A 23,956-nucleotide genomic window follows, 5' to 3' on the forward strand; every position below is an offset into this window, starting at 1 on the left:
TTTGTTTTTTGATATATTACAAATAAAATAAAGAGCTTGCATATTCTTCCTTTCGGCTATATAATTTATCCATAGATAAAAAAAGGAAACGGGAAAGTTCATGAAATTTTGGAAAAGTACGGAGTGGCAACGTGTTCGAAAAATACGCGGTTTGCCATTATTACTAATTGGAATTGCACTCATTCCAAGCCTTTATGCGGTTATCTTTTTGTCATCATTGTGGGACGCGTATGGTAATGTCAACAAGTTACCAGTGGCAATTGTCAACCAAGATCGCGCTGCAAAGATTAACGGTAAGACGCAACATTTAGGAAATAATCTCACCAAAAATTTGGTAGATGGTAAGCAACTAAAAATTATTAAAACCACTAAATCTCAAGCCGCATCAGGTTTGAAAAGTGGTAAATATTACATGACCATCACAATTCCTAGTGACTTCACTGAGAATTCTGGCACACTTTTGAGTAGTAATCCTGTGCAACCAGAAATCAAAATTGCTCACAACACAGGTCAAGGATTTATTGCTGAAAAAATGACAACATCAGCAGCCGAGAAATTACAAACCAAAGTGTCACAGTCGTTACAAAAAGTGTATAGTCAAACACTTGTAACCGCTACGACTGCTTCCAAGGATGGTTTTAATACTGGTTCTGAGGGTGCAAGTAAATTGAGTAGTGGTATCTCCCAATTGCAAGATGGCACAAAGCAATTACAAACAGGCACGACCGCATTGCAAAGTGGTTCTGCCCAACTTGTAACTGGTTTGTCGCAGTATACAAGTGGTGTTTCATCAGCTAATTCTGGTTCTACCCAGTTAGTGGCAGGTGCGCAACAACTCGCCACACAACTTCAAAAAGTCAGTGATGAAATTAATGCAAAGCAACAAGCAAAGGCATCTGATTTGGCAAAGTTGGATGCTGGATTGACGGAGCTGACGCAGGGATTAGAAAAATTGGGAGAGATTGATGCACCCAATATCAATGTAAATTCTGATGACATTAATAGTAATGCACAAAGTTTGACGACCAACCTGGAACAATTAGGAGGAAGTCTTACAAAATCTGGGGAGAATGTAAAAAATATATCTGATAGCTTATCAAAGTTGATTGCACAGAACCCACAACTAAAAACGGATCCAAGTGTGCAAACAGTAATGAAGAATCTTCAGGATTTAAATACTAATCTACAAGTTAGTGGTACTTCGGCAACCGCAAGTGGTCTAGCAGCGCAAAACATTAACAAAGATTTGAAGCCCTTAATTGCAGCATTACCAGAGCTAAAAAAATTACAAGCCCAACTTCCTGAACTGAAAGCTCTGTCTAAAGGTACGCAAGCAACTAAGGGTGCGCAACAAGCCATCAAAACCCTCAATGCGAGTCTAACTGAAGTTAGCAACGGTATCGCTACGCAAGCTGTTCCGGGAGCACAACAATTAGCACAAGGTGCGAGTCAATTGAATGCCGGATTGAGTCAACTAAATGCTAATAGTGGCACCCTTAATCAAGGCGCTTCGCAGCTCAATTCTGGCACCACACAGTTACTAGAAGGTGAAAATCAGGCAATCGTTGCTCTTGGGCAAGCTAACACAGGCGCGCAAACGTTGTCACAAAAATTAGCTGATGGCGCTGTTAAATTATCAAGCATTCATAATCAAAAATCTAATGTGACTGCATTGTCAAAACCAGTTAAAAAAGATAATTCTGATTTATCTAAAGTTGCTAACAATGGTACTGGTATGGCACCATATATGATGTCGGTCGGTCTGTTTGTTGGTATGGTTGCATTTAGTGCGATATTTGATTTCATGACTGTTGGCAAGAAACCGAAAAATGGTTTCCTCTGGTGGGCTGACAAGCAAACAGTTAATGCACCGGTCTGGATTGCGCAAGCACTGTTGATGACGGCATTGCTCTTTATCGTTGACGGTATGCAAACTCAAAAGCCAGTCATGACATTCATAGTAGCTTTGGTAGCATCGTTTGCCTTTAATCAATTTGTGATTTTGTTCAATGTTGCATTTGGCAAACTGGGATCTGGTATAATGTTAATTCTAATGGTTTTGCAATTGAGTGCCAGTGCTGGAACTTATCCAATTGAACTCTCAAATGGCTTCTTTAATGCGATTCACCCATGGATGCCAATGACTTATTCAGTTCACGCGCTACGTGAAACAATTTCAATTGGTGGCAGCGTGGCATTGGATCTAACCGTATTATTGAGCTTGGGTATTGTCTCCATGATTTTAACTTGGGGCGTTTACGAAGTGAAATTAAGGCATAATCAATTATCATTTCCACAATCATCAACTGCGGAATAAATGACTCATAAACCTCATTCGTGGGGCTTTGTACATAAAAAGATGGGAGAAATATCACCATGAAAATGTCTAGTGCTGTTGAGCAAAGTTTAGTTGTATTAGTCATGTTGGGACTACAAAAAGATGGCTTGCCGGTTAAGAGCCACGTTTTGAGTAAGCATCTTGAAGTTTCAGATTCATATTTAAAAAAGACCATGCGAAAATTGGTTGTTGCCAATATTGTAGAAGCAATTGCCAGCAAAGAGGGTGGCTTTCGTTTGGCACGTGCCACAAAGTCAATCACGTTGTTGGACGTTTATGAAGCAATTGAGGGAAAGGACAGTTTTGTTCATTCTACACAGCTAGCTGATAGAGTATTCCCAGCCAAAAAAGCGGTTGAAACAGGTACACAGGAAGTCCTATCAATCATATTTGATGCTGAGCAAGATTTCAAAAAGCGATTGAAGCAGTATTCAATTCTCGACTTGCTGAAGTTGCGCGAAGATGGTAGCGATGGCATTGATTGGCGTAATTACGAACCACAAAATCAAACGGCTTTTGTGTGATGAATCTAAAGTAATCAAATAAAATTATATTTGAACGGCTACTCATGAATTTGTATTGTTCATGAGTAGTTTTTTAGTATATTCATTTTTGGAAAATAATTATTTTCCCATATTTACTAATTTAGATGACCAATAGAATGGTTCATAATAAACAAAGATTAAAATATACGCCGTTCAGGCGCCTTTTCTAATTGAAATTATTCTTTTTTTAATATAACATATACTTTATATTTAATTTTCATTTAAGAAAGGGAGCGTAATGGGAGTTGTAAGAAAGAAAACGACTTCGCTGTTTTTAGTGAGCACAATTTTAAGTTCATTTGTTGTTAATCCACAATCCGTCACTGTTTTTGGTGATGTGACGAAAGGATTGACTGATAAAGTTTCAAAGGCCAAACTTAAAAAGACACTAGACAGCGCAGCGTCGGAAGCAAAAAAGAATCAGAAAACGACTTTTGAGGAAAAAGTCAAAGCACAATTAAAAGCAAAAGGATTAACAGTTCCTAGTTCCTCATCTGAATTGCAGAACAAAACTGTCACGGTAATCGTTGAACTGGATAAAAAAGCGGCAAGTCAGTCAACGGCATCGCCAACGGGATCGACCAAGTCAATCAATCTGATTGATAAGGCCACGCAATCGACAATTCAGGCCCAGAAACCAGTTCGTGATCAAGTGGCAACATTGACAGGCAATAAGCCGAAAAAAACCTTTGGCTATTTGCTGAATGGTTTTTCAATCAATGCTAAGGTGAGTGACATTAGTGCCATTCAAGCGATTAAAGGGGTTAAAGCTGTCACACCTGCTAATGTGTATGCCCCACAAGATCAATCGGCAAATGAAATTGCTAACGTACCACAAGTTTGGTCAAAGTATAAGTTAAAAGGTGAGGGCACATTGATTGCCATCATCGATTCAGGCATTGACCCAACGCACAAAGATTTGACGTTGGATAATAATAGTTCTGAAAAATTAACGCAGTCTGAATCGAGTGCAGCCATCCAAAAATTTGGATATGGTAAATGGTACTCTGACAAAGTGCCATTCGCATATAATTATGCTGATGGGACTAGTGATACAGTTTACGATACTGGTGCCTCAGAAATGCACGGCATGCACGTAGCGGGTATCGCGGCAGCAAATGGTAAGTCAACTGCTGAGACTGGTTCTGATACCACTAAATATGTGGTCGGTGTTGCACCAAATGCACAATTGCTAGACATGAAAGTTTTTTCTAACAATGGTGGTGGGGCATATAGTGATGACATTGTGTCGGCAATCGAGGATTCAGTTAAATTAGGGGCTAATGTTATCAACATGTCCTTAGGTTCAGTTGGTGGCAACCAAGATCAAGACGATCCAGAACAAGAAGCAGTTAATCAAGCAGCAAAAGAAGGCGTTGTACCAGTTATTTCAGCTGGAAACAATGGTTTGTCGACATCCGCTGATGCTACGAATAATCAATCAACTAGTTTGACAAATGATAATGGTACAGTCGGGTCGCCGGGTGTTGCGGCTGATGCAATTACGGTAGCGTCATCAGAAAATACAACAATGGTCTCACCTTGGTTAGATTTGACGACAGCATCTGGCGCGCAAACACTAAAAGATCCGCTTGTCACGCAGCTTTCAGATAAAGCTGATCTAACTAAACTGAACGGCAAAGCCCTTTATTTGGCTAAAAACGGTAGTGACGGTTTACCTGGTGTTGGTAACGCTAAAGACTTTGATAGTGGTGTCAAAGGCAAGGTAGCTGTTGTCATGCGAGGCAGTATTGCCTTCACCGAAAAGCAGGAAAATGCACTAAATGCTGGGGCAGCAGGTTTAATTATTATTAATAATAAACCTGATGAAACGGCGCTTAATTTTTCAATGAACACATCAATTACAACAATGGCTATTTTATATAACGGTGGGCAATCACTGTTAGCCTACGTTAAGGACCATAGTAATCAAACTTATAATTTTGCAGTTAAAAATTTGACAACACCAAATGCTAGCACTGGCAAAATGTCTACTTTCAGTTCATATGGGCCAACGCCTGATTTGACATTAAAACCTGATGTTACTGCACCAGGAGGTCAAATTTGGTCAACTGCAAATAATAATAGTTACCAAGAAATGAGTGGCACATCAATGGCGTCGCCATTTACAGCTGGTGTTTCTGCATTGGTAACACAATCACTTTCAGGAAGCGTTGCAGCAAGTAATATTAATCAATATGTGAAAACTGATTTGATGAACACAGCTGTGCCGCTCTATGATAAGGACCATCCTGACGCAATTGTCTCGCCACGTCGTCAAGGTGCGGGATTAGTGCAAGTTGACAAAGCAGTCGATAACAAAGTATTTGCGACGACTACGTCTGGTGATGCGTCGATTTCGTTGAAAGAAATCACTAGTAACACACAGACTATGACGGTTCAATTAACTAACAATGGTAAAGATAAGGCCACTTATTCCTTCAATAAATATGGTGGTGTTTGGACAAATAGTGCTACTAGTCAACAAAATGCTTATGATGATAAGTTAAGCGGCGCTGCCATTAATTTGGCGTCAGCTACTAATCGCAAAGGTGCAAATGTTTTAGATAGCAATCAAAAAATTACTGTTGCAGCAAGTGATACAGTGACTGTTAAAATAAAACTCACTTTGCCACAACAAACCACGAATTCTTATGTGGAAGGTTACATTGGCTTCCAAGCCGAAAATAATGGTGTGACGAAAAGCGCTCAAAACTTAGTTGTGCCATATCTTGGTTATTATGGACAATGGAATAGTCAAAAAATATTTGATGATCCTATTTGGACGGGAAATTCTTACTATGGTACTTCCTATTTCATGGATGGTGAAAAAAATATTTTAGGTTTGAACGCCAAAGGTGATAATATTACCCCAAGTAATATCGCATTTTCACCAAATTTTGATGACAGTCAAGATACAGCGACGCCTATTGTGAGCTTGTGGCGTAATGCAAAAAATCTGACGGCGCAAATCTATAAAAATGATCCGGATGATGATAAAAACGCGAACCAAAATCCAATTAGAACCCTCTATATTGATCCTGAGGTAACTAAAACTTACTATAATACATCTACCGGAAGCTACACCAGTTATACAGGAAATAGTTTGGGTTGGGATGGTACAGTTTGGAACGCTAAAACAGGTCAGTACGATACAGCAACTGATGGTCAGTATTATTATAAAATTTCCGCTGAATCGGAATCGGGAAGTACTGACAAACAGTCGCAGACCTTGCCAATCAAGTTAGACACGGTTGCACCAACCATTGATTTTGACAAATCTAGTTTGTCAGTTGACAGCGATGGCACATATCATTTAAAGGCGACTTTAAAAGATGAGTTGAGTGGTATTGCTTCATTTGGTAAAGTTGTTGTCGCAATAAACGGTGTTAGTGCAACTTATGATCAACCATTGTCAAACAGTCATACATTGAAACAAGCAATTGATGTGACATTGAAGTCTGATCAAGTTTCTGCGCTTCAAGCTGGTAAAAATAGTATTCAAATTGCTGCTTATGACAACGCCGGTAACTTTGGGGATGCTGAAGAACTTGTACAAGCACCGGATAAAACAACTTATGGTCTCGTTCTTTATGATCTAAATGATAATGAAGTCATTACAACTAATTCAGCCATCTATCATCGTCGTTACAACACGATAACCTTAATGGGATCATATCCTTCAAACTTTTATGTCAATGGTAAGCTGGTTGAGGTTGACCCACAGACTCAAGTGTTTGATATGACAGATAGCAAGAATGGTATTCCGTTGCCAGAAGATGGTAAATTTATATTCAGTACGGATGAAGCTGGGAAAAATGTGATTCGAGTTGTTCAAACAAGAATTTCGGTAACTGAACCAGTCATTCACTTAGATCATGCGAATGAAAAATTGTCAACCGACCAAACAACCTTTAATATGAGTGGTACTCTAGACGATCTAGATTCGCTAGACACTTTGGTAGTAGGTAACTTGTCTACCAATCAGATTACTAACATTACCAAGGATGTTAAGAGTACTGGCGACAACAAAGGCTCATTTTCTGCCGATGTGCCATTACAGTTTGGTGATAACACACTCGTTGCACAAGCAGCTGATAAAGATGGTAACGTTGATGATGTCGTTAAATTTACGGTGAATAGTTCAGCTGATGCACAATTTATGAGTGATCCAAGTTCTGTCATATCGTTTGACAATGATTTGAATTATGGTTTGAATGTTGTGTCATCAACAACGAGTTCATACGATAAAAATACACAGACGTTGACAATTAGTGGCCATTTGAAACACGCAGTTGATGATAATGGTTTGATGATTGGTGAGACTGCGGGACCTAAGCGTACAGTGGTCAACTATGATCCGAAAACATTAACTTTTGAGACCAAGATAAAAGCAGCGCCAAATACAAAAGTATCTGTACCTGTACAGGTGAAATATCAGGGACAAAATATTGTCGATAATAGTCTGCAATTCTATATTGATACAACATTACCTGATTTGAGTTTGTTTGATGAGAGCTCGTTACAACGACTTTCAGATGGCTCATATCAAATCAAAACCAATCAGTCACCATATCAGTTAAGTGGTAGTGCTAATGATAATTATGATGGTTTCGCAATTAACATCAATGGCGATATGATTGAAAATCAAAAGTTTTCATTTATCTTTAGTAAAGGTAACAACGGGCAGATGAGTCAGTTTAATGTACCGTTAGATTTGACGACTGGTGACAATATCGCTGATATTACGGTTAGTGATGCTGTTGGTAATCAAACCAGTAAAAAAGTCAATGTTCGCTATTATAAAGCAACATTAGACCAGCCGATTATCAGTGCAAGCACAACAGCGCCAACAAACAAGTCGGTATCATTGACAGCTGAAGCGGCAAAGTTGACAACAGATGCCCCAAACGATGATAATATTCATACAGAATATAGTCTCGATCAGGGCAAATCTTGGATAAAATACAACGATCATGTTGCAATTGGTGCAAATACTAAGGTTGAATTTAAATCTGTGGACGATTATGGAAATGAGTCAGCAGTTATTACAACAGCTGTAACCAACATCGTACCTCAAGTTGAATCACAAGCTACCATCTCAACACGATATGATGCTGCGCATAAGACAGCTGTTGTATCATTAGGAATGACGGATCAATTGCCTAATCCTGATGTTGCGGGCACTTCACTTCAATATAGTTTGGACGAAGGTAAAACTTGGCAAGCTTATCAGAAGCCATTGACTATTGCTAAAAAACAAGTTGTTCAAGCAAGAACAGTTGATAAGGCTGGTAATATTGGTCGCGTTATGACGGTGACGTTGTTTGCTGATAATGGCGCAAAGCCTTCCGGAAATCAAAAACCGTCGAGCAATGGTAATAGTTCTGGTTCAGGTTCAAACGGCAGCAGCGAGAGTCAAAATGGCAAAGTATCTGGTAATCATAATACTGGTTCTGATTTGACACCGTTCAATTCAACAAGTTCAGCATCCGCAACCGCATTAACGGCTAAAAAAGCCAATAATGTTGGCAAGGCTGCTTTACCAGACACAGCTGGATTGATTACTTTGTCTGTTATAGCAGCAGGTGTGGTTATTTCGTTAATCTTTATGACAGTAGTGACAATTAAGCGTAAACATGACTAAGTTCTGTCAGTATTAATTCTTTACGGTAATTATAAAAAATAGAAAATTCATCTAATCGGATGTCGCTGGTAATCAGCGTTTCCGATTAGGTGTTTTTTTGTGTTTAAAGCTGATTTAAAAGAAAAGAAAGCGTTTACATTTTTAATTACTGATGTTATAATTAAGTCGTTCGAATGAGTTAACTTACTGGGGGATACGGTGATGACAATTTTTAATGTCAGTGAATAGCTAAAGTATTTTTCGAAAGGAGATTGACTGTGAAAGATATGTCAGAAATGGTGGATCGTGGCCGAAAAAATCTAAGCATCAAAAGCATGGCTTTCAATCGTTTTTTAATTTTTCGATATGTGACAGCAGGTTTCTTTTTCACCAATATGTACTGGATGTTCTTATTGTTTGGTAGAACTGGACTTTACTGGTTACTGCCTGCAGCGTTGCTATTGGTAGATATTGCGGTTGCTGTGGAACAGACGGGTAAATATTGGCGACCCAATCACAAATTGACCCTCACCATGACGGGATATTGGATTCAATTGGCAAGCAATATGTCACTAGTGATGGTGATGTTATTTGGATTTAACCGTACATTTTGGCCATTTATCAATGATCAAAGCCAATCAGTTATTTTAATTATTTTACTGGTTGGTATGGGCTTATGCCTGTTATTGGAATGGCGGGCACGTTTAATTTCACAAGACCAAGATAAGTATTTTAAGCTACTTCAAGACTTTAAAGTAAGTTTGCAATGAGTTTAATAGAAAAGAGAGTGAATCATGGATAACAGTGATAACAAAATGTTCCAGTTTCTAAGTAAGCATTTGATGGGACCGATGGGTAAGTTAGCACAGTTGAGAATTGTTCGTGGTGTTATGGCGGCAGGTATGGCGTCCATTCCGTTTACAATTGTTGGCTCAATGTTTTTGATTGTAAGTATTATCCCCCAAAGCTTTCCTGCTTTAGCAGGCATTTGGTCGGCGTCATTTGACAAATTAACAAGCTTGTACATGATTGCTAACACAGCAACGATGGGAATTTTAGCCCTTTACTTCTGTATTGTTTTTGGTTATGAATACACAAGAATTCAAGCACAAGAAGAAAAGGTTAATGTTAATCCACTAAACGGTGTACTACTATCGCTGATGGCATTTATAATGTGTGTCCCTGAAATTATTTTCAAGGATGGTGCAATGACATTAGTTAATGTTGTTAGCAAAAACAGCAAAATTATTGATGGCTGGGAAATGGGTGGTGGTGTCACCCGTTTGGGTACGACTGGTATCTTCACAGCTATTATCATGTCAATCATTGCTGTGAAAATTTATACGTTCTGTGTGAAGAAAAATTGGACGATTAAAATGCCAGATACTGTGCCAACAGGTGTTGTTAATTCATTCATGGCATTAATTCCAACTGCACTAATTGCATTCACAGTCATTATTATTAACGGTATACTGGTTGCTTTGAATACTGATATTTTCAAAGTCATTGCCGTACCATTTAGTTTCGTGACGAATCTAACGAACACATGGATTGGTTTGTTAGTCATTTACTTCTTGATGCACGCACTTTGGATTGTTGGTATTCATGGTGCGACAATTGTCACGTCATTTTTGACACCAATTGTCTTGTCAAATATGGCAGCCAACCAAGCTGGGGCTAATATTCCTTTTGCCGGTGAATTTAATAACTCGTTTGTTACCATTGGCGGATCTGGTGCGACACTAGGTATGGTAATATTCATTGCTTTCTTTGCCAAATCAGCACAACTAGGTGCGCTTGGTAAAGCTGCCATTGTGCCGTCATTCTTCAATATTAACGAACCAATTTTGTTTGGTATGCCGGTCGTGTATAACCCTTATACAGCTATTCCGTTTTTCTTAGCACCAATGGCGTCAATGTCAGTCGCATACTTTGCTATCAAATTCCATCTGGTTAATCCACCGATTGCGCAGGTTGCTTGGCCAACGCCGGGTGGTTTGTCAGGATTTATTGGATCAGGTGGTGATTGGCGGGCAGCCGTCTTAGCACTAGTTTGTGTCATAGTAGCATTTGTTATTTGGTATCCATTTATCAAGTTTTATGATGGTAAGTTAGTACGTGATGAACAAACAAACGCAGTGAATGCTTAATAGGAGGATAATTGTGAGTACATTTCCAAAAGATTTTTTGTGGGGCGGTGCCGTGGCGGCGCATCAATTTGAAGGTGGTTGGCAAGCAGATGGCAAGGGCGTTAGCATAGCTGATGTCATGACGGCTGGCGATAATCAGACCAAACGACGGATTACAGATGGCATTTTGCCTGATGAAAACTACCCTAATCATGAGGCAATTGATTTCTATCATCACTATAAAGAGGATGTTGCTTTATTTGCCGAACTTGGCTTAAAGGCATTCCGTACCAGTATTGCTTGGACACGAATTTTCCCTAATGGTGACGAAGATGAACCCAATGAAGCGGGACTTCAATTTTACGATGACTTATTTGATGAATTATTAAGTAAGGGCATTGAACCTGTTATTACTTTGTCTCACTTTGAAATGCCTTATCATCTTGTGACTGAATATGGCGGCTGGCGTAATCGCAAGATGATTGATTTCTTCACAAAATTTGCTAGTGTGGTTTTCCAACGCTACCGTAACAAGGTTAAATACTGGATGACATTTAATGAGATCAATAACCAATCAGCAATGATGAATGAATGGTCACTGTTTACAAATTCTGGTATTGTGGTAAAACCGGATGAGGATGTCGAGCGTGTGATGTATCAAGCTAGTCACTATGAAGTGGTTGCGAGTGCATTGGCCGTTCAAATTGGCCATGATATTAATCCTAATTTCCAAATTGGTGCGATGTTGGCACTTGGGCCAGCCTATCCGGCTAGTCCTGATCCAAAAGACATCATGAAGGCAGAACGTGCGATGCAAGTCAATACTTGGTATGCTGATGTTCAAATAAAAGGGCGCTATCCTGCTTGGCTACGTCAGTATTTCAAACAACGACAGTTTGATTTAGATATCACATTAACTGATTTAGATGTCTTACAGGCTGGTACAGTGGATTACCTTGGCTTTTCATATTATGCTTCCCATGTTGTGCAAGCAGTCGCTGATGAGCGTGTCGATTTTACAACACGAGATGAAAAAACAGAAATTCCAAATACAACCTTGGCTGCTTCAGATTGGGGTTGGATGATTGATCCAATCGGTTTGCGGTATATGCTAAATTGGCTGACTGATCGTTATGAATTGCCACTCTTTATTGTTGAGAACGGATTGGGTGCATTTGATAAGGTTGAAGATGGTCAAATTCACGACGACTATCGTATTGACTACCTCCGTCAACATATTGAGCAGATGGCGTTGGCTATCAATGTTGATGGTGTTAATCTGATTGGCTACACGCCATGGGGCTTCATCGATTTGGTATCAGCTGGGACCGGACAAATGGATAAGCGATATGGCATGATTTATGTTGATAAAAATGATGCTGGCGAGGGTAGCTTAAAACGATTGAAAAAAGATTCCTTCGCATGGTTTAATCAGGTGATTACAACAAATGGTGATAATCTGAATTAAGTTGAGCAAAGACTTGTTGTGGCGGCCTTTCCGAGCAATAGGTCTTTTGTTTTACGCTAAATTCAGGCATAATGGATGATAGTGCGTCAGAAAATACGAAATCTGGAAGGGAAAGAAACTTTATGGCAAAGGGAGAGCGTTCTGTTGCAACAGACACATTAGTAAAAAAAATAATGGATGATATTCAACAGTTACCAACCGGTTCCGGCACAATGCAATTGCCACCAGAGCCCGAATTAATGGCAACCTATCAAGTCACAAGGTATACACTAAGACAGGCGCTGAAAAATCTGAGTCAAATGGGTTATACTTTCCAAGCGCATGGTATTGGAACATTTGTGAGACCACGAATGAATAATCATGCCATTTCATTACAAAATCCAGTTGGGATGACTGATGAAATGGCGCGCCAAGGGCGTCATTTAACAACTAAGCATGCCACGATACAGGCCACGACAGTTGCAGAAGCTGCTTTTCTACCCATCGGCACCCAATTAGATTCGAACACACCGCTGTGGAGTGTGCGACGATTTAGATATGCTGATGATAAACCATTTATTTTTGAACAGTCTTATTATTTGCGAAACATTGTTAATCAAATTCCTGAAACAGCGCTTTACGGCTCATTATTTAATTTTGTAGAAAAAAATGATGCGTTAAAAGTCGGATTTCAAGATACTATTATTGAAGCGGGATCAATGAGTCAAGAAATGGCAGAATTTTTTGATATGGCTGAAAAAAGTCCTACATTGAGTGTGCGAGATGATTCTTATTTGAGTTCTGGACAACTTTTTGCCTTTTCAAAGTTAGGGTATGATGCTCGAGACACTAAATTATTTTTATTTAAAAAGATTTAATGAATACAAAAAAATGCTATGCGCAAACCATGATTTGTGCATAGCATTTTTTTGTTGCAATAATCAATAAAAATTTTGTGTTGATTCACGTTCAACTAACTGTCCATCAAACACAAGACGTTGCTTTTCTGAAGGGTTATTTTCACGAACATTTTTTAGAAGATTATACATGAGTTTTCCTGTTTCATAGAAGTCATATTCAAAGCTAGTGAGATGAGGGGTGACAGTCGTACTTAAATCGGATTTTCCAAATCCAATATATTTGGCTGATTGATGAGTGGCAATACCCGCTTGTAGTGCACCAATTGTCATTCGATCAGTGGCACCAATCACCAAATCAAACGTATTCTGGGACATGACACGTAACGCATCATTTCTAGCTTCGTCAATGCTAAATTTGGTATGAATAGTGGTGACGTCGTAGTCTGCTAAAGCATGATAAATCCCCGTAAAACGGTCATGACCAATTGACCAATCTTGTTGTTCAGGTATTGTCAGCAATAATACTTTTTTCGGGGTTAAAGACACGGCATACTGCCCAACGATGTCACCGGCTTGACGATCATTCATTAAGACGCGATGAAAATCACCTTCATCTTGACCCTGAATGACGACTGGCACATCAAAAGCTTTCAGTGCGTCACGAATGTCATCAGTGATATTAGCGGTTAAAATGATTAGACCACTGACATGCTGGTTACGCAACTTTTCGATCGCTGCTAACTCGCGCGCGACAGATTGATAAGTGTTGACAATCAAAAAAGTGTCCTCATCATTGACAGCATCCAAGCCACGCAGCATTTCCACCTGTGCTGTTGAATCTAAACGAGGGACAATGACACCAACCGTGTGGTTAATTTTTAATTTCAAATTTTGAGCCAAGGCATTAGGCTGATAATTATAATCTGAAACAATTGTATCGATTTTGCGACGTGTTTTCTCACTGACAGAGCCACCATTTAAGTAACGTGAAACAGTGCTTTTAGCGACGTTAGCCATTCTGGCGATGTCTGCAATTGTAATCTTTTTTTCCATAAGGTTATCGTACCATAAATACACAAGACAATATTTCAGTTCTAAAAATTAATTTTAAAAAAAGATTGCATTATTTTTTGAAAGCGGTTACAATGTAATTGTTAAGGAAATGGAAACGGTTCCAAATATCTCATCAGTATTTGAAAAAAGGAGTAGAATATGGATTATAGGAAAGTGGCTGAGCGTGTCGCGCAAGCAGTCAAGAAGGACAATATCGTAGCCGCAGCACATTGTGCGACGAGACTACGTTTGGTAGTGAAGGATGTTAAAAATATTGACCAAGCTGCTTTGGATAATGATCCAGATTTAAAAGGAACATATAACGCCAATGGTCAATATCAAATCATCGTTGGACCAGGAGATGTTAATGGTGTTTATGATGAATTTGTTAAATTAACTGGTGTTAAGCAGGCTTCAACTGACGATCTTAAAAAAATAGCTGTGGCTTCTGGTAAAAAGAATCCTTTAATGGATTTGGTTAAGGTCTTATCTGATATTTTCGTGCCATTGATTCCAGCCTTGGTGGCTGGTGGTTTATTGATGGCCTTGAACAACATTTTAACGCAGCCCAATATGTTTGGCCCAAAATCATTGGTGGGTATGTATCCAAGCATTACGGGATTGTCTGAGATGGTCAACTTGATGGCTTCAGCGCCATTTGCATTTTTACCAATTTTGATTGGTATCACGGCGACACGCCGATTTGGTGGTAACGAAATTCTGGGTGCCGCTGCCGGCATGATGTTGGTGATGCCAAGTCTGGTTAATGGTTATAATGTTGCTGAAGCAGTTGCGACAGGAAAAATGCCAACTTGGGACTTGTTTGGTTTATCTGTCGCACAGGCAGGCTATCAAGGGCAAGTGTTGCCAGTGATTGGTGTTGCTTTCATTCTGGCTACATTGGAAAAGTTTTTCCATAAGCACTTGAAAGGCGCAATTGATTTTACATTCACGCCAATGTTAGCCTTAATTATTACAGGGTTTATCACTTTTATTGTGCTTGGTCCAGTTTTACGGACAGTATCTAACGGTATTACAGACGGATTGACGTGGTTAGTGACAACATTTGGCTTTATTGGCTATGGTGTCTTTGGTTCATTCTACTCAGCTATCGTGATTACAGGACTTCATCAGAGTTTCCCGGCAATTGAGACGCAGTTGTTGGCTAACGTTGCAAAAACGGGTGGCGACTTTATTTTCCCAATTGCTACTGTGGCAAACGTCGCGCAAGGCGCTGCTACATTCGCCATTTACTTCTTGAGTAAAGGAAATGAAAAAGTTCGTGCGTTGTCTTCATCAGCAGGTGCTTCGGCAATGCTTGGGATTACTGAACCTGCGATGTTTGGTGTCAATTTGAAGTATAAGTTCCCATTCTTTATTGCGTTAGGCTCGTCAGGAATTGCGGCTTTGGTTATGGGATTATTCCACGTGATGTCATCATCACTTGGTCCTGCCGGCTTGATTGGTTTTATTGCTATTCCAGCTAATAAATGGGTTGGTTTCTTCTTAGCAGTAGCAGTTGCTTTCATTGTATCGTTTGTTGTGACATTAACGTATGGTAAGTCACACATGCCAAATCAAAATAATGGTGCATCACAAACAACCGCAGATGTTTCGGCTGATGCTTCAACTGTTGATGGTTTTGAAATTAGTGCCCCAGTTTCTGGTCAATTAGTTGATTTGGCGACTGTCAATGATCCTGTTTTTGCCGGTGGTATGATGGGCAAAGGTGCTGCGATTGAACCAGCTGATGGGACAATAGTGGCACCGGCAGATGGTACAATTACTGTTGCTTATGCCACCAAACATGCCTATGGCTTAACCACAGCAGATGGGGTTGAAATTTTAATTCATATTGGTATCGATACCGTTAATTTAGATGGTAAGGGCTTTGAGAGCTTTGTCAAACAAGGACAAACTGTCTCGAAAGGTGATAAACTAGGAACGTTTGATGCAGCTATTATTAAAGACGCTGGCTATCCCGTAACGACAATGGTCTTAGTGACAAACACAAATAATTTTGAGCAGGTAATCGTTGATGCACCATATGGAAATCAAGTGATTACGACAGATGATATTTTGACAATCGTACCTAAGGCACAATAACAAAAGGAAGGTTTCAATGTTAGTAAAGAACGATACAATTTCCCGAGAGGAATTTCATTTATATCCAACACAGGGATTACTAAATGATCCCAATGGCTTGGTTTATTTCAAAGGAAAATATCATGTTTTCTTTCAATGGAATCCCAAGGCTTGCAATCACAAGTATAAAGAATGGGGGCACTTTGTTTCTAAAGATTTAATCACTTGGGAACGCGTTGAAACAGCTTTGAAACCCTCATTGGCTGAAGATGCTGCTGGCATCTATTCTGGTACAGCATTTGTTAAAGATGACCGATTATATGTTTTTTATACCGGCAATGTACGTGATGAAGCTGGACATAGTGTCGCCTCACATCAAATGTGGGCGGTGAGTGATGATGGGCTTAATTTCACTAAATTAGGTCAATTGTTTCCTCATCCTGAAGGATTTACAAAAGATGTACGTGATCCAATGGTTTGGCAAGGTCAAAATGGACACTTTTTCATGATATTAGGTGCACGTCCTGATAATAATATCGGTGACATTATTGTTTACGAATCAACTGATTTTGAAAACTGGCAATTTAGAGGCTCATTGATTACCGGTGAATTGGCTGAGGTTCGTGGTTACATGCTTGAGTGTCCTGATTTAATTGAAGTTGATGGCAAACAAGTGCTCATGTTCTCGCCACAGGGTCTTGCGCCGGATAAAATTAATCACCGGTACGAAAATATTCATAACACTGGTTATGTGGTGGGGCATTTTGATGAAAAAACGGCTCATTTCACACCTGAAACACCATTCGAAGAAGTCGATCGTGGATTTGAGTTTTATGCGCCTCAAACCTTAAATGCCCCAGATGGCCGTCGTATTATGTGGGGATGGGCAGGGATGATGACCCCGGAGCGTGAAAGCAAGGTGCCGACAATCGCAGAGGACAACTGGGTTCATGTCTTGTCATTACCAAGAGTTTTACACATTACTGATGACAACAAATTAACTCAAGCACCAATCGCTGAATTAGTGCAACCGCTATCTGTAAATCCAGAAGACGTTAGTGGTGTGGGTGCATACGCGTTGAACACACAAGCTGACTGGTTGATAAATTTCGGTGATGATTTAATCTTATCACGTCAAGAAAATCGATTAACCATGACGCGTAAGCAATGGGAAAGTGACCAATATGAAAGTCGTGAGGTGACCGGTAATTTGGATGAAGTGCTGTTGGTAGTTGACAAAGACATTATTGAGGTTTACACGGATAACGATAAACTAACGTTGACGGCGCGGTATTTTTAACGATTAGCATTATTAATAAAAGGACATCGGCTCAAATGAGAACTGATGTCCTTTTTAACTATACAATGTGTACAAGAATATCTTGACATTTTATGAAAACGATTACATAATTGAAGTGGAGTTGATATTATATGTCTTAAAATATCATTATTGGTGATATTTTAATGAGAGAAAAGGAGAAACATTATGTTATTTTTGGTGAGTGCATACGAGGAAGGCTTTCGGGTTGGCCAATTAATGCGTTATTTTTTGTTGGCTGCTTTTTTAGTGGCAATCGTGATGATAGGAATCAGTGCATGGCGTAATCGTCACAATAAGTAATGGCTATCAGGGAGAAAACACATGACACCTACTATGCAACAGGTAACAATGTTGGACATAGGCAATAATATTGACAAAAAATTAACATTTATTGATTTCAATATAGATAGTGAATTATTTCCGAAACAGCCACAATCAAATAGCTTATTTTCAAAAGTGTTAGCTTCTAATCCATTCCCAATCCGATTACTTGAATTGAAAAATGATGAGATTAAGATTGGCGATGAAACCAAGCATGTCTTTGCAACTTTTTCAATAGATCAGATTACATTTTTGGAAATAGATATTTACCGTTCCGCAGTTCGGACTGCGCCTTTAGCACTGTTATCTTCTCGTTATACGCTTTATGTTCACTTAGTAGCCAATGAAAAACCATTTTTTATGTTAAATGATGATATTCAAGCGTTGGGTAAATTAGTTTCATCTTTAAATTTGAAAAAAATTCATCTCGTCGATGAGATGAATTTAATGAAGCATTTGGCACAATTAGATGAGTTAGACAATCAATTGTTTGAAGAGTTGGCCAAAGACACGAAATTCTTCATGCCGTTACAAATAGTTGGTAGTAACGCTCGCGTGTAGTAATCTTTAATCAAAGAAAGCCTTCTGGTAGCTTTTTTACGCATAAAAAATGCCCTGAACATAAGCAATAAATCATTAATGAACTGTCTCGGATTGATGGGTGAAAATATTTTGCTTCGACACCTGATATTTCTCTATTTGTAGTGTGAGGGAACGATAATATTTTGAATATTCTGCTGGTAATCGTTGTTCGCCGATGACAAATGTTTGATGAGTATTTCCGCAGCAGAAGCCCCCATCAAATAGGGTGATTGCTGAATGAATTTGAAATTCGGTGCAAGGTAACGGGGCATCGCAGTGTCAATGAAGCCAGTTATATTTTGCGTCTGATGCGCTTGCATCAAAAAAGAAGGGTGTGTCAATAACTGAATCAATAAGCGTTCCTTCAAAACCACTAGTAAATTTTTGGGATTGTTTAAATCAACTGTGGTCGCGAGTTGATTAACATCAAAATGCTCAGAACGTGTTTCAATGACATTAACTTGATCAAACACGGTTTTAATACCAGCAACACGCGCTACACGTGTCGACAGTTTTTTAACTGGTTCGGTAATCACAGTCACACTAGAAAAAGAATCGGGAGAAAGTTGTGCCATGGCGTATTTCGCGATCTCAAAGTTATTGGTTGTTACCGAGCTCATTTCTAAATCATCAAGCTCACGATCAATTAGGACAATTGGCATATTATGATTCAAAAATTTACGAATCACTGCACTGTCTGTTGTCAGTGGTTGTAAAATAATCCCAGCAAAATTTTGGTTATAGACGGACTCTAAGTGTGCTTTTTCTGTTTTTAGATTGGAATCAGAATCAAGCAAGACACCAATATATCCAAAAGCGCTTAAAATTGAAACAATGCCTTTAAAATATTCAGACGAAAAATACTCATCAATATTAGAAGCAACAACAGCGACTAAGTTTGATCGCTTTTTTGCGAGTTGAACTGCAGCCGAGTTTCTAATATAGTCAGTTTCAGTAATTATTTTTTTGATTTTTTGAGCCGTAGCTTCAGACATTTGATTCAGTTGACCATTGAGGTATCGACTAACAGTTGCAATCGACACATTAGCCAGTTTGGCAATGTCGCTAATGGTCAGTTTTTGTTGATTTGTCATAAAAATAATCTCCGTCTTAAAAAAAGCAATACACAGACAATGTATTGCTTTTTTAAGTTTACCATAACGTTGTGATAACTTTGACAAGTATTATTCAAAATTAACGGAGCAGATAACCACCGTCGACTGGCAGTGTGACACCGGTTACATAATCGGATGCATGGCTGGCCAAAAAGACAACTGTTCCCATTAATTCTTTGGGATTGGCCCAGTGACCTGCAGGAATGTGATTCAAAATTTCTTCATTTCGTGTTTTATCTTCTTGCAAAGCCTTGGTCATTGGTGTGTCAATATATCCGGGTGCAATGGCATTGACCTGAATATTATCCGGAGCCAAAGCATCTGCGTATGCTTTTGTTAACCCAATCACACCGTGTTTACTGGCAGTATAAGGAAAAATAAATTTACCAGCACGATATGATTGCATTGAACCAATATTGATTATTTTACCACCACCGGCTTTTGCCATTATCAATGCAGCAGCTTTTGAAATATGATACATTGCGTTGAGGTTTAAGTTGATGACAGCGTCCCAATCATCGTCAGGAAATGCTTGCCACTCGTGTCGTATTTGAAGACCAGCGTTGTTAACTAAAATATCTAACTTACCACCGTGATCATGAACAAATTTTGTCACTGCATCCCCAACATTTTTGCTTGTAATATCGAGCTTGAGAAAGTGAACGGTTTGCCCTTTGGATTCAACAACTTCTTTGGTTTCAGACCAACCATTTTCACTGTGAGAAATGACTAAGATATTGGCACCTGCTGCACTAAGTGCCTCAGTATAATAACGGCCCAGTCCAGATGCACCACCAGTAACTAAGGCAGTTTTACCAGCAAGGCTAAAGGCATCGAGTGAAAAATCTTTTGTATGCATAACTATTCTCCTTTTTAATCAAGTAACAGCTAATTGTAGTTACGTAAACGCTTACGTAAAACTTATACACAAATCATACTATGATGTTAATTATTATTCAAGTGATTGATTTGGACGAGTGTATCGTTTTGCAGTGACAAAAAAACTAACCCTTGTAGGATTAGTTTTTGCTTAGCTTGATGGGACCATTAAAACTTTTCAGCGAATGCCACAAACTTTTGGGCAGCATCTGCTAGGAAAGCTTTGGTATCATCATTTGTAATTTGACCAGTTTCATCGGCTAAATTGCCTGTGTTACCAATGTAAAGTTCTGGTTGTTGTAATGTTGGCATATCCAAAAATACTAATGATTGGCGTAAGACATGATGCGCTAAAACACCGGCGGTGCCACCAATTGATTGTGAGGCGACTAATGCAGGCTTACCCGCCCACGAATTTTGTCCCCAAGGACGTGATGCAATATCCAATGCGTTTTTCAATGCGGCTGGAATGCTCCGATTATGTTCTGGCGTTACAAAGATGAATGCGTCTTGCGCCGCCACTTGTTCTCTAAATGCTGTGTAAACTTCGGGTGAATTCTCATCATAATCTTGATTATAAATGGGCAGATTACTGATATTCAAATAAGTAACGTCTGCATCCTCTGGCAGTCCAGCGACAAGGGCGTCCGCGACACCTTTTGAATAAGAATTTTTGCGAATTGAACCAATTACAACACCAAATTTTGTCATGGTTTTTTACCTCTTTCTAATTACTAAAAGTAAGTATAAAACTTGTAATAAGATTTTGCAAGCATTTTCTCGTTATTTTAATGACATACGCGTTAGAAGGACAATAATTGACTTTTGTGGTTTGAAATTAAGAAATGATAACTGACATATTTTGCCATGATAATGACATTGGTGTTCACATCATAAATACTGTTATAATATTGACAAATCATCAATTAGTAAAGTATCCATAATGAAGAGGGGAATCACACATGGATTTAGAAAAAAAGACTAAATGGTCGTCTGCTGGTGCGCTAATCGCTTTGGGTATCGTTTATGGGGATATTGGTACATCGCCACTATATACGATGAATTCTATTTTAAATAGTGCAAGAAGTACCCAACATTTGAATGAGTTTGTTATTGGTTCGGTTTCTTTGGTATTTTGGACGTTGATGTTGATTACTACCATTAAATATGTTTTGATTGCATTACGCGCGGATAATCATGGAGAGGGTGGTATTTTTGCGCTTTATAGTCGTGTTCAAAGTATCAATAAAAAATGGTTGCTGATCCCAGCTTTGATTGGTGGATCAGCTTTGTTAGCAGATGGGACGCTAACGCCTGCTGTTACCGTAACGACAGCGATTGAGGGATTGAAAGGTCAAGGAATTGGATTTTTGTCCTTTCCAAATGATCAATTTGTTGTCATGATTACGGTAACAGCGATTTTGGTGGTTATTTTTGCTTTTCAGCGGGCTGGTACCAAGAAGATCGGTAATTTATTTGGACCGGTTATGTTAGTTTGGTTCCTTTTTATTGGCTTCTTTGGGTTGATTAATATTTTTAGTGATTTATCAATTTTGAAAGCACTTTCACCTATTTATGCGATACAGGTACTTTTAAGTCCGGAAAATAAAACCGGTATCTTTATTTTAGGAAGTGTTTTCTTGGCTACCACTGGTGCTGAGGCGCTTTATTCAGATATGGGTCACGTCGGCAAACATAACATCTATATTAGTTGGCCGTTTGTTTATACAATGCTAATTCTGAATTATATGGGACAAGGCGCATGGATGATGACCCATAGCAGTCAGGCAAACCTTTTGAAGCAGGCCTCAAATCCTTTTTTCGAAATTTTACCTCATTCTTGGCGGCTTGTCGGGGTTATATTAGCAACTTTAGCGGCAGTAATTGCATCGCAAGCGTTGATTTCTGGTGCCTATACTCTGGTTAGTGAGGCCATTAATCTCAAAGTGATTCCAAGGCTAAGGACATTTTATCCAAGTGATGAACGAGGACAAATGTATATTGCAACTGTAAACTGGATTTTGTGTGCGATAGGCTTAATCATTGTGTGGGTGTTTCAAACTTCACACAACATGGAGGCAGCTTATGGTCTGTCAATTACGATTACCATGTTGATGACAACAGTGCTACTATTTGAATTTGTGAAAAAATATCAGTCAGGCCTTGTGGCAAGTGTATTTGCGATCGTGTTTGGTTTCATTGAAGTTGTCTTTTTGATTGCTAGTCTTGGTAAGTTTTTACACGGTGGTTATGCCACCCTGATTATCATGTTGGCTATTTTGCTAATGATGACCGTTTGGTTTTATGGTAATAAACGTCGTGAACAAATTGCCAAAAAAGATGATTATTTGTCTTTGCGAGATTATCGTAAACAATTAGTCAACTTATCTGAAGATGAAAATGAGCCGCTATTTGCAACAAATCTTATTTATATTGCTAACGTCCATCAAAATTACATGTTGAAGCGATCCGTTATTTACTCATTGATAGGATCAAAGCCCAAGCGTGCAGCTGTTTACTGGTTTGTCACCGTTCGTGATGCAACTGATCCCTATGAGAAAAGCTATTCAGTTGATATGATGGGGACAACGCATATGGTGCATGTCACGTTCAGATTAGGTTTTAAAGTTGAGCCGCAAATTCATCTGTATATCAAACAAATTGCTAATGACTTAATTAAAAAAGAAGTTCTAAAACCTCAGTTCCCAAGATATGCGATTGATAAGCACGGTAGTGTGAGTGATTTTAAGTATGTTATTGCTAATCAATATTCAGCTGATTTATTGCGTTTGCCCAATATTCATCCTTGGGATCGTTTCCTGATTGGTGGGCGGTTATGGTTGCAAGGTCACACTGTCAAACCAAGTAGCTTTTATGGGCTTGAGTTGAGTGATGTTATCGAAGAAACTGTACCATTATTTTTGGATAATAATAAAAGGGTTAAATTAATTCAAAGTGATTTGAAAAACGTCGTCAAAAAAGACAATGACTGAATCAATTTAATTCGCTAAAAACTGAATGGTAGTTCTACAATCCTCAAAAAGCGAGGGACACATTCAATGTGTCACTCGCTTTTTAATTGAGATTACGATAAAAAACTGCTTTATCGGTCCATTTATTATTTTCTAACATGAATCCTTTTCGAACTGTTTCAAATGAGAAGCCAAGCTTTTTGAGTAAGTTTTGGGAAGCATAATTTTCCAAAGCGACATGAGCTTCAATACGATGAAATCCTGCGTTGCCAGCAAGGTAGGTCATGAGCGCAGATAAAGCCTCAAAGGCAAAACCTTGACGCCATAGTTGATTATGGATAAAGTAGCCTAATTCTCCCCACGCCATATTGGTTCTAGCAAGCGTTGCAACATCAATCATGCCGATGTGATTGTGATTTTTATCAAAGATAGCCAAAATCAAAATATCGTCAGTTTCACGTAACCGATTATGCTTACCAACTAAGTTGGCAAACCAATCTGCTGTACAAATGCTCATGTCTAGTTTGCCCTCATCATAAGGGGTTTGGGCAGGGTAGCGATTAGAAAAACCATTAAACCAACTTTCGTAGTCATCTATTTGCAATGGTTTAAGAATCAGTCGTTCTGTTACAATGGGTATCATACTTTGGATAATTTCTCCTGTGATATGGGTTACTTGTGAT

General features: G+C 38.9%; 17 protein-coding genes. 12 read left to right on the forward strand and 5 right to left on the reverse strand.

The features are described 5' to 3' along the window. Nucleotides 1–100: 100 nt before the first annotated feature. The 7 genes from ACI3ES_RS04615 (at nucleotide 101) to ACI3ES_RS04645 (ending at nucleotide 12,963) form a co-directional block, all read left to right on the forward strand. A complete protein-coding gene (locus ACI3ES_RS04615) occupies nucleotides 101–2,317 on the forward strand; it encodes a YhgE/Pip domain-containing protein (RefSeq protein WP_142511476.1) in 2,217 nt (738 codons plus the stop codon). Between the two features lie 59 nt (nucleotides 2,318–2,376). Then, complete coding sequence (locus tag ACI3ES_RS04620; protein WP_004913506.1) at nucleotides 2,377–2,862, forward strand: Rrf2 family transcriptional regulator; 486 nt, start codon at nucleotides 2,377–2,379, stop codon at nucleotides 2,860–2,862. Between the two features lie 259 nt (nucleotides 2,863–3,121). Continuing rightward, nucleotides 3,122–8,530 carry a S8 family serine peptidase gene (locus ACI3ES_RS04625; protein ID WP_317211151.1) on the forward strand — a complete coding sequence of 1,803 codons (5,409 nt, stop codon included), beginning with the start codon at nucleotides 3,122–3,124 and terminating at the stop codon, nucleotides 8,528–8,530. 257 nt (nucleotides 8,531–8,787) lie between these two features. Continuing rightward, complete coding sequence (locus ACI3ES_RS04630) at nucleotides 8,788–9,279, forward strand: PTS cellobiose transporter subunit IIC (protein WP_114667269.1); 492 nt, start codon at nucleotides 8,788–8,790, stop codon at nucleotides 9,277–9,279. 24 nt (nucleotides 9,280–9,303) lie between these two features. Next, entirely contained in the window at nucleotides 9,304–10,659 is a 1,356-nt protein-coding gene (gene celB / locus ACI3ES_RS04635; RefSeq protein ID WP_114667268.1) for a PTS cellobiose transporter subunit IIC, read from the forward strand. Nucleotides 10,660–10,672: 13 nt separating this feature from the next. Further along, nucleotides 10,673–12,106 (forward strand): 6-phospho-beta-glucosidase, encoded by a 1,434-nt coding sequence (locus ACI3ES_RS04640; protein WP_142511474.1) that lies wholly within the window; start codon nucleotides 10,673–10,675, stop codon nucleotides 12,104–12,106. A gap of 122 nt (nucleotides 12,107–12,228) precedes the next feature. After that, complete coding sequence (locus ACI3ES_RS04645) at nucleotides 12,229–12,963, forward strand: GntR family transcriptional regulator (protein WP_114667266.1); 735 nt, start codon at nucleotides 12,229–12,231, stop codon at nucleotides 12,961–12,963. Between the two features lie 63 nt (nucleotides 12,964–13,026). Here ACI3ES_RS04645 and ACI3ES_RS04650 read toward each other — a convergent pair whose 3' ends face one another. Next, nucleotides 13,027–13,998 (reverse strand): LacI family DNA-binding transcriptional regulator, encoded by a 972-nt coding sequence (locus ACI3ES_RS04650; protein WP_114667265.1) that lies wholly within the window; start codon nucleotides 13,996–13,998, stop codon nucleotides 13,027–13,029. A gap of 159 nt (nucleotides 13,999–14,157) precedes the next feature. Between ACI3ES_RS04650 and ACI3ES_RS04655 the strand changes: the two genes are divergently transcribed. The 4 genes from ACI3ES_RS04655 (at nucleotide 14,158) to ACI3ES_RS04670 (ending at nucleotide 18,286) form a co-directional block, all read left to right on the forward strand. Beyond that, nucleotides 14,158–16,104 carry a sucrose-specific PTS transporter subunit IIBC gene (locus tag ACI3ES_RS04655; protein WP_142511473.1) on the forward strand — a complete coding sequence of 649 codons (1,947 nt, stop codon included), beginning with the start codon at nucleotides 14,158–14,160 and terminating at the stop codon, nucleotides 16,102–16,104. A 16-nt stretch (nucleotides 16,105–16,120) separates the two neighbouring features. Further along, nucleotides 16,121–17,383: a glycoside hydrolase family 32 protein gene (locus ACI3ES_RS04660; RefSeq protein WP_260353831.1), complete on the forward strand. Its 1,263-nt coding sequence runs from the start codon at nucleotides 16,121–16,123 to the stop codon at nucleotides 17,381–17,383. A gap of 186 nt (nucleotides 17,384–17,569) precedes the next feature. Beyond that, nucleotides 17,570–17,704, forward strand: a complete 135-nt coding sequence (locus ACI3ES_RS04665) for a hypothetical protein (RefSeq protein ID WP_258552127.1) — start codon at nucleotides 17,570–17,572, stop codon at nucleotides 17,702–17,704. Between the two features lie 21 nt (nucleotides 17,705–17,725). Next, nucleotides 17,726–18,286 (forward strand): hypothetical protein, encoded by a 561-nt coding sequence (locus ACI3ES_RS04670; protein ID WP_317211145.1) that lies wholly within the window; start codon nucleotides 17,726–17,728, stop codon nucleotides 18,284–18,286. Nucleotides 18,287–18,420: 134 nt separating this feature from the next. Here ACI3ES_RS04670 and ACI3ES_RS04675 read toward each other — a convergent pair whose 3' ends face one another. The 3 genes from ACI3ES_RS04675 to ACI3ES_RS04685 all read right to left on the reverse strand — a co-directional run bounded on the left by ACI3ES_RS04675 (nucleotide 18,421) and on the right by ACI3ES_RS04685 (nucleotide 21,012). Continuing rightward, nucleotides 18,421–19,401, reverse strand: coding sequence for a LacI family DNA-binding transcriptional regulator (locus ACI3ES_RS04675; RefSeq protein ID WP_407632032.1), 981 nt, complete (start codon nucleotides 19,399–19,401; stop codon nucleotides 18,421–18,423). Nucleotides 19,402–19,501: 100 nt separating this feature from the next. After that, a complete protein-coding gene (locus ACI3ES_RS04680; protein WP_142511470.1) occupies nucleotides 19,502–20,281 on the reverse strand; it encodes an SDR family oxidoreductase in 780 nt (259 codons plus the stop codon). Nucleotides 20,282–20,469: 188 nt separating this feature from the next. Continuing rightward, on the reverse strand, nucleotides 20,470–21,012 hold the full coding sequence (locus ACI3ES_RS04685; protein WP_114667259.1) for an NADPH-dependent FMN reductase: 543 nt from the start codon (nucleotides 21,010–21,012) through the stop codon (nucleotides 20,470–20,472). A 251-nt stretch (nucleotides 21,013–21,263) separates the two neighbouring features. Between ACI3ES_RS04685 and ACI3ES_RS04690 the strand changes: the two genes are divergently transcribed. Further along, complete coding sequence (locus ACI3ES_RS04690; RefSeq protein ID WP_317211141.1) at nucleotides 21,264–23,294, forward strand: KUP/HAK/KT family potassium transporter; 2,031 nt, start codon at nucleotides 21,264–21,266, stop codon at nucleotides 23,292–23,294. Between the two features lie 82 nt (nucleotides 23,295–23,376). On the opposite strand, the gene ACI3ES_RS04695 is transcribed toward ACI3ES_RS04690, so the two are convergent. Continuing rightward, the gene (locus ACI3ES_RS04695; protein ID WP_142511468.1) at nucleotides 23,377–23,916 is read right to left on the reverse strand and encodes a GNAT family N-acetyltransferase; all 540 of its coding nucleotides are present in this window, start codon (nucleotides 23,914–23,916) and stop codon (nucleotides 23,377–23,379) included. Nucleotides 23,917–23,956: the final 40 nt, after the last annotated feature.

Source organism: Leuconostoc falkenbergense, from assembly GCF_045801155.1.
Lineage (GTDB): Bacteria > Bacillota > Bacilli > Lactobacillales > Lactobacillaceae > Leuconostoc > Leuconostoc falkenbergense.